Source organism: Scandinavium goeteborgense, assembly GCF_003935895.2.
Taxonomy (GTDB): domain Bacteria; phylum Pseudomonadota; class Gammaproteobacteria; order Enterobacterales; family Enterobacteriaceae; genus Scandinavium; species Scandinavium goeteborgense.
Genome location: NZ_CP054058.1, coordinates 285,019 through 297,616, shown reverse-complemented (window position 1 = coordinate 297,616; position 12,598 = coordinate 285,019). Strand labels below are relative to the sequence as shown.

Sequence of the window (12,598 nt, the reverse complement as noted above, 5' to 3'; positions counted from 1 at the left end):
GATCCCAGGAATTATTATGTTCGTTTTCGCACATTCTGCGTATCGGCAAACGCCATCGCCAGCCCGACTGCCAGGCCCGTAACGTGCGCGCCGTTGGCAATCGACATACCGAAAAGATCCAACCAGCCCACGACCAGCCACAGAACCGAAAAAATAATCAGCCCGCGCTGCAAGTAAATCCCGCTTTCTGGGTCGCGCTCGCCGCGCAGCCAGGCATAGCCCATCAGCGCATACACCACGCCGGATAAACCCCCGAACCACGGACCACTGAATTTATGCTGAATAAAGCCGCTTAACAGAGCGCTGATCACCGTTATCACCAGCAGTTTTCCACTGCCGATGCGCTTTTCCACCATCCCGCCGAGATACCACCACCATAACAGGTTGAAAAGGATATGCATCACCGTGAAGTGCATAAACGCGTGGGTGAAATAGCGCCACAGTTCGTACTGCTGCGAGGGATCGTACGGCCACGCCAGCCAGAGCATAACGGCCTGATCGCCCACCACATTCATCACAATAAACACCAGGATACAGGCGCACATAATGAGCCAGGTCAACGGCCCGGCATTGCTTTTCAGGGTGGCGATAAAGGGAAAGCGATTGTAGTGCAGTCCGCTGTTGGTATGCCCGGATTCCCAGCTTGCCGCCAAATAACGGGGGTCAGCCGGATTTTCCATAAAACGAGCCAGCTCGTTTTGCACACGGCTCGCCTGGCTTTCGTCAGCCAGCCAGACGTCGGTTTGGGTGTGCTGTTGAATCGTCAGCACAACGCCCTGGGTGGCCATGTAGTCCACAAACGCCTGGGCGACGCGCGGGTTAGTAAAGGAGGTGATCATCAACATACGGGGCGTCGCTTATTCCACACAAAAGAGGACAGTATACCTGCTCAGTTACCGTGTGCCACTTCCGCCGGAAAATGACGATGCCAGGCGTCAAAGCCGCCGTCCACGCTGTAGACCTCGTCAAAACCCTGTTGCAGCAGATACTGCGCCGCGCCTTTGCTGCTGTTGCCGTGATAGCACATCACCATCACCGACGTTTCGAAATCGTTATCCTGCATAAACGCGCCCAGCGTGTCGTTGGTCAGATGAAACGCGCCCGGGGTGTGGCCCATCGCGTAGCTCTGCGGATCGCGAATATCCACCATCACCGCCCGTCCTTGATGCAGTTTCTGATGGGCTTCTTCTACGTTAATACATTCAAATTGATCCATGGTGCTCTCTTTCATTCATTCCGGGAGGAGAAGTTTACCGCCAAGTGTACTTTGTGACGGCAGGGAAACGCCAATTTGTTACACGCATCACTCTGAAATGTTTTTTTGATGTTACCAACTGCGCGTTTGTTTGCTATTATGAGCGATAACGAACATTAATGAACTTTAACGAAAGTGCACGAGGGCGCAGCATGGAAACCAAAGATCTGATTGTGATAGGCGGTGGCATCAACGGTGCCGGTATCGCGGCAGACGCCGCAGGGCGTGGTCTATCCGTGCTGATGCTGGAAGCGCAGGATTTAGCCTGTGCCACATCGAGCGCCAGCTCCAAGCTGATTCATGGCGGGCTGCGCTACCTGGAACACTACGAATTCCGCCTGGTGAGCGAAGCGCTGGCCGAACGCGAAGTGCTGTTGAAAATGGCACCGCACATCGCCTTCCCGATGCGTTTTCGTTTACCGCACCGCCCGCATCTGCGTCCGGCGTGGATGATTCGCATCGGCCTGTTCATGTACGATCACCTCGGTAAACGCACCAGCCTGCCGAGCTCAACCGGATTGCGTTTTGGCGCAGAATCCGTATTGAAACCGGAAATCGTGCGCGGTTTCGAATATTCCGACTGCTGGGTCGATGATGCCCGCCTGGTGCTCGCCAACGCCCAAATGGTGGTGAAGAAAGGTGGCAACGTGCTAACCCGCACCCGCGCCACGTCTGCACGCCGTGAAAACGGTCTGTGGATTGTCGAAGCTGAAGATATTGATACCGGCGAGACGTTCAGCTGGCAGGCACGCGGTCTGGTCAACGCCACCGGCCCGTGGGTGAAACAGTTCTTTGATGACGGAATGCATCTCCCGTCGCCGTACGGCATTCGCCTGATTAAAGGCAGCCACATCGTGGTGCCTCGCGTACATACCCAAAAGCAGGCCTACATCCTGCAAAACGAAGACAAACGCATCGTGTTTGTGATCCCGTGGATGGATGAGTTTTCCATCATCGGCACCACCGACGTGGAGTACAAAGGCGATCCGAAAAACGTTGAAATCGAAGAGAGCGAAATCAACTATCTGCTGAAGGTGCATAACGCGCACTTTAAGAAACAGCTCAGCCGGGACGATATTGCCTGGACCTATTCCGGCGTGCGCCCGCTTTGCGACGATGAGTCAGATTCTCCGCAGGCGATCACCCGCGATTACACGCTCGATATTCATGATGTGAATGGCCAGGCGCCGCTGCTGTCGGTGTTCGGCGGCAAGCTGACCACCTATCGTAAACTGGCGGAGCACGCGCTGGAAAAATTGACGCCGTACTACAAAGGCATCGGCTCAGCGTGGACCAAAGGCTCCATTCTGCCTGGCGGTGAGATTGGCAATGACCGGGACGATTACGCCGCGAAGCTGCGCCGTCGTTATCCGTTTATCAGTGAAGGGATGGCGCGTCATTTTGCGCGCACCTATGGCAGCAACACCGAGTTGTTCCTTGGTGACGCGAAAGAGATTGCCGATTTAGGCGAGCATTTCGGCCATGAGTTTTACGAGGCTGAACTGCGCTATCTGGTGGAACACGAGTGGGTCCGTCGCCTGGACGACGCCATCTGGCGCCGCACCAAACAGGGCATGTGGCTCAATGCGGAAGAACAATCTCGCGTCGCACAATGGCTGGTACAACACGCGGGAAAGCGTGAACTGTCTTTAGCGTCTTAGCTTAACAGTGCGGCCTGATCCCTCTCCCCAACCCTCTCCCACAGGGCGAGGGAGCAAAACGATATTTTCCTCTCCCCGACCTGCTCCCAAAGCGCAAGCGGGCTGGTTTTCTCCCTCTCCCTTTTAGGGAGAGGGCCGGGGTGAGGGTTGTTTTACAACCGCACCGGATCGATGTGCCAGATAGTCTCCGCGTACTCCTGAATCGTTCTGTCGGAAGAGAAGTAGCCCATGTTGGCGATGTTGCGCATCGCTTTGGTGGTCCACTCTTCCGGGTTGCGATACAGCTCATCCACGCTGTCCTGACAGTCAACGTAGCTGCGGTAATCTGCCAGCACCTGATAGTGGTCCCCAAAGTTAATCAGCGAATCCACTAAATCTCGGTAGCGCCCCGGCTCTTCCGGGCTGAACAACCCGGTGGCGATTTGCGTCAGCACCTGATGCAGCTCTTCGTCTTTGTCGTAGTAATCGCGCGGCTTGTAGCCCTTGGTGCGCAACGTTTCGACCTCTTCCGCAGTATTACCAAAGATGAAGATATTCTCTGCGCCGACGTGCTCCAGCATTTCGACGTTGGCGCCGTCCAGCGTGCCGATGGTCAGCGCGCCGTTGAGTGCAAACTTCATGTTACTGGTCCCCGACGCCTCGGTTCCGGCCAGTGAAATCTGTTCGGACAGATCGGCCGCCGGGATGATCACCTGCGCCAGGCTTACGCTGTAGTTCGGGATAAACACGATTTTCAGTTTGTCGCCAATCTGCGGATCGTTGTTGATCACCTTCGCCACGTCGTTAATGAGGTGAATGATGTGCTTCGCCATGTAATACGCCGAGGCGGCTTTCCCGGCGAAGATATTCACACGCGGCACCCATTCGGCGCTCGGATCGGCTTTGATGCGGTTATAGCGGGTAATCACATGCAGCACGTTCATCAGCTGGCGCTTGTACTCGTGAATGCGCTTAATCTGTACGTCGAACAAGGCCTTAGGATTGACCACCACGTTCAGCTGTTGGGCGATAACGTCTGCCAGCCGCTTTTTGTTCTCAAGCTTGGCGTGATGCACCGCCTGATTCACCTGCGGATAATCCAGATGCTGTTCCAGTTCGCTGAGCTGGCTAAGATCGGTGCGCCAGGTGCGCCCAATGTTTTCATCAAGCACTTCAGACAGCGGCGGGTTCGCCAGCGCCAGCCAGCGTCGCGGCGTCACACCGTTGGTGACGTTGGTAAAACGCATCGGGAAAATTGTCGCGAAATCAGCAAACAGCGACTGCACCATCAGGTTGGAGTGCAGCTCTGACACGCCGTTGACCTTGTGGCTGATCACCACCGCCAGCCACGCCATGCGCACGCGACGGCCATCGGATTCGTCGATAATCGAAGTGCGGCTCAGCAAGCCAGTGTCGTTCGGATACTGCTCTTGCAACGTTTTCAGGAAGTAGTCGTTAATCTCGAAGATGATTTGCAGATGGCGCGGCAGAATTTTACCCAGCATGTCCACCGGCCAGGTTTCCAGCGCTTCGCTCATCAGCGTGTGGTTGGTGTAGGAGAAGACCTGACAGGTCACCTCGAACGCTTCATCCCATGTGAATTTATGTTCGTCGATAAGCAACCGCATCAGCTCGGGGATCGACAGCACAGGGTGCGTGTCGTTGAGGTGAATCGCGATTTTGCCCGACAGATTGCTGTACGTTTTATGCAACTGGTAGTGACGGCTCAGTATGTCCTGCACCGTCGCCGAGACCAGGAAATACTCCTGTCGCAGACGCAGCTCTCGCCCGGAATAGGTCGAGTCATCCGGGTACAACACGCGGGAGACGTTCTCGGAATGGTTTTTATCTTCTACCGCCGCGAAGTAGTCGCCCTGGTTGAATTTACCGAGGTTGATTTCGCTGCTGGCCTGCGCGTTCCACAGACGCAGCGTATTGGTGGCGTCGGTGTCATAGCCTGGAATGATTTGATCGTAGGCAACCGCGAGGATTTCTTCGGTTTCGACCCAGCGGGATTTTTTACCTTCCTGCTGAATACGTCCGCCGAAACGCACGGCATAGCGCGTGTTGTGGCGCTTGAATTCCCACGGATTACCGTATTCCAGCCAGTAGTCCGGGGACTCTTTTTGCCGGCCGTCGACGATGTTCTGTTTGAACATCCCGTAGTCGTAGCGAATGCCGTAGCCACGGCCTGGCAGGCCAAGCGTCGCCAGCGAATCGAGGAAACAGGCCGCCAGTCGGCCAAGACCACCGTTACCGAGGCCCGGGTCATTCTCTTCGCCAATCAGTTCTTCAAGGTCGAGCCCCATCCCTTCCAGCGCGTTTTTGACGTCGTCATAAATACCGAGCGATAACAGCGCATTGGAAAGAGTGCGGCCAATCAAAAACTCCATCGACAGGTAGTAAACCTGCTTCACTTCCTGGGACAGTTGCGCGCGGTTGGAGCGCAGCCAGCGTTCGACGAGACGGTCACGCACGGCAAACAGCGTGGCGTTCAGCCATTCGTGTTTATTGGCGATGGCCGGATCTTTCCCGACGGTAAACATCAGCTTATAGGCAATCGAGTGTTTCAGTGCCTCAACGCTGAGCGTGGGGGAAGCATAGGTAATCGGTGCATTCATAGCGATGGTTCCTGTGATTACATCAAGCGTTGATAAAGCTCGCGGTAAGACGTCGCCGCGACTTGCCAGCTAAAATCCATGCTCATCGCCTGACGCTGAACGTATCGCCAGAGCGAGGGGCGCGACCACAACACGAAAGCACGCCGGATAGCCCTTAGCAGCGACCAGGCATTACTGTCTTCAAAGACGAAACCACTGGCGATACCGTCCGCCAGGTTTTCCAGCGAGCTGTCGGACACGGTATCCGCCAGGCCCCCGGTGCGCCTGACCAACGGCAGCGTGCCGTATTTCAGACCATAAAGCTGCGTTAAGCCGCACGGCTCAAAGCGGCTCGGCACCAGAATCACATCGGCCCCGCCCATGATGCGGTGCGAGAACGCTTCGTGATAACCAATCTGTACGCCCACCTGCCCCGGATGTTCAGCAGCGGCGGCGAGGAAACCTTCCTGCAATACTGGATCGCCCGCGCCCAGCAGCGCCAGTTGGCCGCCCTGTTCGAGCAAGCCCGGCAGCGCTTCCAGCACCAAATCCAGCCCTTTCTGACTGGTCAGACGGCTGACCACCGCAAACAGCGGCACCTTGTCATTCACCTTCAGCCCCATCGCAATTTGCAACTGGCGCTTGTTCTCTGCTTTTTCCTCAAGCTGATCGCGGTTGTAACGCGCCGTCAGCAGCAAGTCGTTTTCCGGACTCCAGATAGCCGGGTCGACGCCATTCAGAATGCCGGAGAGCCGACCTTCCTGATGACGCTGACGCAGCAGCCCTTCCATGCCGTAAGCAAACTGCGGCTCGGTAATTTCGCGCGCGTAGGTCGGGCTCACCGCCGTGATGTGATCGGCGTAGAACAGCCCGGCTTTCAGGAACGAAATCTGGCCGTTAAACTCCAGGCCGTGCATGTTGTAGAACGACCACGGCAAGTCAATTTCATTCATATGATGCGCGTAGAACATCCCCTGGTAGGCCAGGTTATGCACCGTAAAGACGGACTTTGCGGGATGGCCCCGCGCGGCAAGATAAGCCGGAGCCAGCCCCGCATGCCAGTCGTGCGCATGGACAATTTCCGCTCGCCAGAACGGGTCCAGACCGCAGGCCATTTCGCAGCCCACCCAGCCGAGCAGCGCAAAGCGCAGTACATTGTCGGTGTAGGCAAACTGGTGGGTGTCGTGGTACGGACTCCCCGGACGCGCGTAAAGGTGCGGGGCGTCAATCAGATAGACACCCACGCCGTTATAGTGGCCGAACAACAGCGAAATCGGTCCGGCAAAGGTATCGCGACGGGCCACAACCTGGGCGTCCGTCACGCCGCGCAGAAGATCCGGAAAGGCGGGTAGCAAAACGCGCGTATCCACGCCATCGGCAATTTGGGCCGCGGGTAACGCGCCAATCACATCCGCCAGACCGCCGGTTTTCAACAGCGGGAACATCTCTGAACATACATGTAAAACCTGCATTATTGCTCCTGTCAGCCCTGCAGTTTGCGCAGCATTTCACGCGTAACCAGCACAATACCTTCCTCGGAACGGTAGAAACGACGTGCGTCTTCTTCCGCATTCTCTCCAATGACCATGCCTTCGGGTATCACGCAGGCACGATCGATAACGCAGCGGCGCAGGCGACACGAGCGCCCGACCCAGACATCCGGCAATAGCACTGCCGAATCAACATTACAAAACGAGTTAATCCGAACGCGTGGGAACAGCACCGACTGCACGACCACCGAACCGGAGATAATGCAGCCGCCCGAGACCAGCGAGTTCAGCGTCATCCCGTGACTGCCGGAACGGTCCTGCACGAATTTGGCTGGCGGCAGAGATTCCATATGGGTACGAATCGGCCAGTTCTGGTCGTACATATCGAGTTCAGGCGTCACCGACGCGAGGTCGAGGTTGGCTTTCCAGTAGGCTTCCAGCGTCCCTACATCGCGCCAGTACGGTTCCGCATCCGGGTCAGACTGCACGCATGACAGTGGGAATGGATGTGCATATGCCATGCCAGCTTTGACGATTTTCGGGATGATATCTTTGCCGAAGTCATGGCTGGAGTTGGCTTCTTTATCGTCATCTTCCAGCAGCTCATAAAGGTAATCCGCATCAAAGATATAGATGCCCATACTGGCGAGGGCTTTGGTGTCATCCCCCGGCATGGTCGGCGGTTTGGCGGGTTTTTCAACGAAGTCGATAATCTTGTCTTCGGTATCTACCGCCATCACGCCAAACGCAGTTGCCTCAGCAACGGGCACCGGCATACAGCCCACGGTGCAACGTGCGCCTTTTTCGACATGGTCGATGAGCATCCGCGAGTAGTCCTGCTTGTAAATATGGTCGCCCGCAAGAATGACGATGTATTCAGCTTTGTAGCGGCGAATAACGTCGAGGTTTTGCGTGACCGCATCCGCCGTGCCGCGATACCAGTTTTCACCGCTGACACGCTGTTGGGCAGGAAGCAGGTCGACAAACTCGTTCATTTCTTCGCTGAAAAACGACCAGCCGCGCTGAATGTGCTGCACCAGCGTGTGCGACTGGTATTGGGTAATCACGCCGATGCGGCGAATACCTGAGTTAATGCAGTTAGAGAGGGCAAAGTCGATGATGCGGAACTTACCGCCAAAGTGCACAGCAGGTTTGGCGCGGGTCGTCGTCAGGTCTTTGAGTCGGGTTCCGCGCCCACCAGCGAGGATCAGCGCCACCGATTTGATCGGCAATTGACGCGCTAACATCAGAGGATCGTTGTTTTCAAGTCTAACCATGATTAACTCCTTTTCTCGCTCGCTACACGTCAGAGCGGACCTTTTCGAAGACGCACACACCGTGCGCGGGACCATGCCAGACAGCCAGGGTGACCGGATTATCCTCTCCGGCGAATGGAGGAATGGCGCGCCACTCCCCGGTCGGTAATGCAATATCAGCCACGTCCTGCGACGCGTTGAGCGTAATCAGCCAGTGCTCCGAAAGCAGGATTTGCATCCGCGGAATACCGTGCTGCCACTCGTCCGCACTCAGCGGCTGCGCGTCCTTGTTAAGCCAGCGCACGCTGCCATCGCCCTCCTGCCACCAACGATCGTCGGTCAGCGCCGGGATTTTCTGGCGCAGGTGAATGAGTGCAGCCGTGAATGTCGTCATGCCAGCGTTGGCCTTTTCCCAATCGAGCCAGGTTAAGGCGTTGTCCTGACAGTACGCGTTGTTGTTACCGTGCTGGCTATGACCGTGTTCGTCCCCGGCCAGTATCATCGGCGTCCCTTGTGATAAGAGCAGTGAGGCCATCAGGGCATGGACGCTGGCGCGTCGCCGCTCAATCACATCGAGAGTGCCGTCTAACCCTTCTATACCATGGTTAAAGCTATGGTTATTGCTGGTCCCGTCGCGGTTTTCTTCACCGTTTGCCTCATTGTGTTTCTGATTGAAACAAACACAGTCGCGCAGGGTGAAACCGTCATGTGCCGTCACCAGGTTGACCGAGGCGGACGGCAGACGACCCTTACGCTGGAACACGTCGCCGGAGGCGGCAAAGCGGCTGGCAAACTCGCCAAGCGACAGGCTTTGTTGTAACCAAAACCGCCGGGTCGCATCTCGGAAATGATCGTTCCATTCGGCAAACAGCGGCGGGAAGTTGCCGACCTGATAACCGCCGTCACCGATATCCCACGGTTCAGCAATCAGCTTCACCGCGCTCAAATGGGGATCGTTTTTAATCGCCTCAAACAGCGGCGCATCCTGGCGAAACTCGGGCGTTCTACCCATCACCGTGGCGAGATCGAAACGGAAACCGTCGACGTGACACTCATCGACCCAAAAACGCAGGCACTGGCGCGCATATTCCACCGAGCCCGGCGTGCTGAGATTCAGCGTATTTCCGCAGCCGGTCCAGTTGTGGTAATCGCCATCGTCCCTTATCCAATAATAGCTACGGTTGTCGATTCCGCGCAGGGAGAAGGTCGGACCGTCGAGATCGATTTCCGCGCTGTGGTTCAGCACGATATCGAGAATCACCTCAATGCCCGCGGCGTGCAGCGCTTTCACCGCGTCACGAAATTCATTCAGCGCGTTCTTCGCCGACAGCGCATAGCGCGGGTCAACGGCGAACATCGCCAGCGGGTTGTAGCCCCAATAGTTAGACAACCCCAGCCGTTGCAGACGCGGTTCACTGGCGAAATGCGCCACCGGCAGCAGCTCCAGCGCGGTGATACCGAGCTTTTTGAAATAGGCAATCATCAGCGGATGAGCGAGCGCGCCGTAGGTTCCGGCCAGTTCTTTCGGAATACCGGGATGCAGATACGTCAGCCCTTTGACGTGCGCTTCGTAGATAACGGTTTTGCCCCACGGCGTGCGCGGGAAAGCGTCTTGGCCCCAGTCGTAGTGCAAATCCACCACCACCGATCGGGGCGCAACCGCGGCGCTGTCTCTGCCATCCGGGCTATCGTGTCCACCGTGCAATATCGGATCGTCCGTGGCTTCGCCATCAACGCGATACGCGCACGGATCCAGCAGCAGCTTCGCCGGGTTAAAACGGTGCCCCTGCAACGGCTCCCACGGCCCGTGAACGCGGAAACCGTAACGCAGCCCCGGGCGCACATCGGCCAGATAACCGTGCCACACGTCGCCGTCACGGCCCGGTAAATCCTCACGCCGTTCGTTGCCGTCTTCGTCAAACACGCAGAGTTCAACCCGCTGTGCATGCGCAGAGAAAAGCGTGAAGTTCACGCCGTTGCCGTCGTAGCTTGCGCCAAGCGGCGTCGGTTTTCCCGCCGTGAGTTTAGTCATTCCCCCTCCCGCACCAGCCAGATGGTCGACAACGGAGGCAGCGTCAGCGATAGCGAATGCTGGCGGTTATGGCTGGCAATCTCATCGCTATGAACACCGCCCGCATTCCCCGCATTACTGCCGTGATAGTGCATCGAATCGGTATTCATCACTTCGCGCCAGCGCCCAGGCTGGTTAATACCAAACCGGTATTCATGACGTGGAACCGGGGTGAAGTTGCTGGCGACGATGATTTCGTTACCCTGCCTGTCGCGGCGCACGAAGACAAACACCGAGCGCTCGTGGTCGTCGACCACCAGCCACTCAAAGCCGTAGGTGTCGTAATCCAGTTCGTGCATCGCCTTGTGATGGCGATAGGTCAGATTCAGGTCGCGCACCAGGCGCTGCACGCCGTGATGCCAGTTGTCGCCACCGCTCAGCAGATGCCAGTCGAGGCTGGCGTCGTGATTCCATTCGCGCCCCTGAGCAAACTCATTGCCCATAAACAGCAGCTTTTTGCCCGGAAAAGCGTACAGCCAGCCGTAGTAGGCGCGCAGGTTGGCAAACTTCTGCCACGCGTCGCCCGGCATGCGGTCGAGAATGGATTTTTTGCCGTGGACCACTTCGTCGTGCGACAGCGGCAGCACGAAGTTTTCGGTGCCGTTGTACAGCATGCCGAAGGTCAGTTTGTCGTGATGATGTTTGCGGTACACCGGGTCGAGTTTCATGTAGTCGAGGGTGTCGTGCATCCAGCCCAGGTTCCATTTGTACCAGAAGCCCAGCCCGCCCATGTCCGGTGGACGCGAGACGCCGGCAAAGTCGGTGGACTCTTCTGCCATGCTCACTGCGCCCGGGACCTGTTCGCCGAGAATGCGGTTGGTGCTGCGCAAGAATTCGATGGCTTCGAGGTTTTCGCGCCCGCCGTGTTCGTTCGGCACCCACTCGCCCGCTTTGCGGCTGTAGTCTCGGTAAATCATCGACGCGACGGCGTCGACGCGGAGGGCATCAATGCCGAAACGCTCAATCCAGTACAGCGCGTTGCCGACTAAGAAATTCTGCACTTCCCGGCGGCCATAGTTGTAAATCAGGGTGTTCCAGTCCTGGTGATAACCTTCGCGCGGATCGCTGTGCTCGTACAGTTCAGTGCCGTCAAATTTCGCCAGCGCAAAATCATCGGAAGGGAAATGGCCCGGCACCCAGTCGAGAATCACGTTCAGCCCGGCGTTGTGCGCCGCGTTGATGAAATAGCGGAAATCTTCCCGCGTGCCGAATCGACGCGTGGGCGCATACAGCCCGGTAGGCTGATAACCCCAGCTGCCGTCGAACGGATGCTCGTTAATCGGCAGCAGTTCCAGATGGGTGAAGCCCATCCATTTGGCGTACGGCACCAGCTGGTCCGCCAATTCGCGATAGCTCAGCCAGAAGTTGTTGTCGGTGTGACGACGCCAGGAACCGAGGTGCACTTCGTAAATGGCAATCGGTGCATCAAAATTATTCGCATTCCGGCGGGATTCCGGCTGCTCGATTTTTTCCGGTAACCCGCAAATCAGCGACGCCGTTTCCGGGCGCATTTGCGCTTCGAAGGCATACGGGTCGGCTTTGATCCGCAGCTCGCCGTGGGCATCGATCATTTCGAATTTATACAGCTGACCGTTATGCGCGCCGGGGATGAACAGCTCCCAGATGCCCGACTCCGCCCGCAGACGCATCGGATGGCGGCGACCGTCCCAATAGTTGAACTGCCCGACCACCGACACGCGCCGGGCGTTCGGTGCCCAGACCGAGAAGCGCGTCCCGGTGATGCCGTCCATGGTCGCGGCATGCGCACCCAGCGTTTCGTAAGGCCGCAAATGCGTGCCTTCCGACAACAGCCAGGCGTCCATCTCCTGCAATAGCGGGCCGAAACTGTACGGATCATCAATCAGATTTTGCTGCCCGTGCCAAAGCACAGCCAGCTGGTAGCGGAAAGCATTTTTGCGACGCGGCATAACACCGCAGAAGAAACCACGCGAATCGAGGCAGTCGAGCTGCCCTATCTTGCGGCCGGTTTTCGGTTCGACGACCCACACTTCGGTGGCGTCAGGCAACAGGGCGCGCACTTCCAGCCCCGCGTCGGTGCAATGCATGCCAAGCACGGAAAACGGATCCGCAAAATGGCCAGCAATAAGGGCATTAATCACGTCTTTCTCAATACGATCGGACATGCTATTCATCCTGTTATAGGTGCCGCTGTTTCCAGTACCTGTAGCGACTTTTTTTGACCTGAACAACGCAGCCCGTAAGCGTCCTCTTCTGCGCCATCCCACCCTCAGGGAAAAACTTCTCCCTTAAAGCATAGCCAAGGCT

Annotated in this window: 8 protein-coding genes; 1 reads left to right on the top strand and 7 read right to left on the bottom strand. The window is 57.1% G+C overall.

All coding sequences use genetic code 11. The features are described 5' to 3' along the window. Nucleotides 1-14: 14 nt before the first annotated feature. Together glpG and glpE are read right to left on the bottom strand one after the other, a co-directional pair. Nucleotides 15-845, bottom strand: coding sequence for a rhomboid family intramembrane serine protease GlpG (gene glpG, locus A8O29_RS02100; protein WP_125355213.1), 831 nt, complete (start codon nt 843-845; stop codon nt 15-17). Between the two features lie 44 nt (nt 846-889). After that, nucleotides 890-1,216: a thiosulfate sulfurtransferase GlpE gene (gene glpE, locus A8O29_RS02095; protein WP_125355214.1), complete on the bottom strand. Its 327-nt coding sequence runs from the start codon at nt 1,214-1,216 to the stop codon at nt 890-892. A gap of 191 nt (nt 1,217-1,407) precedes the next feature. Here glpE and glpD point away from each other — a divergent pair, with 191 nt between their 5' ends. Next, nucleotides 1,408-2,916 carry a glycerol-3-phosphate dehydrogenase gene (gene glpD, locus A8O29_RS02090; protein ID WP_125355215.1) on the top strand — a complete coding sequence of 503 codons (1,509 nt, stop codon included), beginning with the start codon at nt 1,408-1,410 and terminating at the stop codon, nt 2,914-2,916. Nucleotides 2,917-3,068: 152 nt separating this feature from the next. Here glpD and glgP read toward each other — a convergent pair whose 3' ends face one another. From glgP to glgB, 5 genes are read right to left on the bottom strand one after another with little or no spacing between them, the layout of a single operon-like run. Then, nucleotides 3,069-5,516 (bottom strand): glycogen phosphorylase, encoded by a 2,448-nt coding sequence (gene glgP / locus A8O29_RS02085; RefSeq protein ID WP_125355216.1) that lies wholly within the window; start codon nt 5,514-5,516, stop codon nt 3,069-3,071. A gap of 17 nt (nt 5,517-5,533) precedes the next feature. Next, nucleotides 5,534-6,967, bottom strand: coding sequence for a glycogen synthase GlgA (gene glgA / locus A8O29_RS02080; protein WP_125355217.1), 1,434 nt, complete (start codon nt 6,965-6,967; stop codon nt 5,534-5,536). A gap of 11 nt (nt 6,968-6,978) precedes the next feature. Then, nucleotides 6,979-8,262 carry a glucose-1-phosphate adenylyltransferase gene (glgC, locus tag A8O29_RS02075; protein ID WP_125355218.1) on the bottom strand — a complete coding sequence of 428 codons (1,284 nt, stop codon included), beginning with the start codon at nt 8,260-8,262 and terminating at the stop codon, nt 6,979-6,981. A 22-nt stretch (nt 8,263-8,284) separates the two neighbouring features. Continuing rightward, entirely contained in the window at nt 8,285-10,273 is a 1,989-nt protein-coding gene (gene glgX, locus A8O29_RS02070; protein WP_125355219.1) for a glycogen debranching protein GlgX, read from the bottom strand. Then, nucleotides 10,270-12,456: a 1,4-alpha-glucan branching enzyme gene (glgB, locus tag A8O29_RS02065; RefSeq protein WP_125355220.1), complete on the bottom strand. Its 2,187-nt coding sequence runs from the start codon at nt 12,454-12,456 to the stop codon at nt 10,270-10,272. The genes glgX and glgB overlap by 4 nt, the downstream gene beginning before the upstream one ends. Between the last annotated feature and the right edge of the window lie 142 nt (nt 12,457-12,598).

Coding starts and splice junctions, on each gene's coding strand:
- glgC (WP_125355218.1), bottom strand. CDS start 8,262: ATGGTTAGACTTGAAAACAACGATCCTCTGATGTTAGCGCGTCAATTG.
- glpG (WP_125355213.1), bottom strand. CDS start 845: ATGTTGATGATCACCTCCTTTACTAACCCGCGCGTCGCCCAGGCGTTT.
- glgA (WP_125355217.1), bottom strand. CDS start 6,967: ATGCAGGTTTTACATGTATGTTCAGAGATGTTCCCGCTGTTGAAAACC.
- glgX (WP_125355219.1), bottom strand. CDS start 10,273: ATGACTAAACTCACGGCGGGAAAACCGACGCCGCTTGGCGCAAGCTAC.
- glpE (WP_125355214.1), bottom strand. CDS start 1,216: ATGGATCAATTTGAATGTATTAACGTAGAAGAAGCCCATCAGAAACTG.
- glgP (WP_125355216.1), bottom strand. CDS start 5,516: ATGAATGCACCGATTACCTATGCTTCCCCCACGCTCAGCGTTGAGGCA.
- glpD (WP_125355215.1), top strand. CDS start 1,408: ATGGAAACCAAAGATCTGATTGTGATAGGCGGTGGCATCAACGGTGCC.
- glgB (WP_125355220.1), bottom strand. CDS start 12,456: ATGTCCGATCGTATTGAGAAAGACGTGATTAATGCCCTTATTGCTGGC.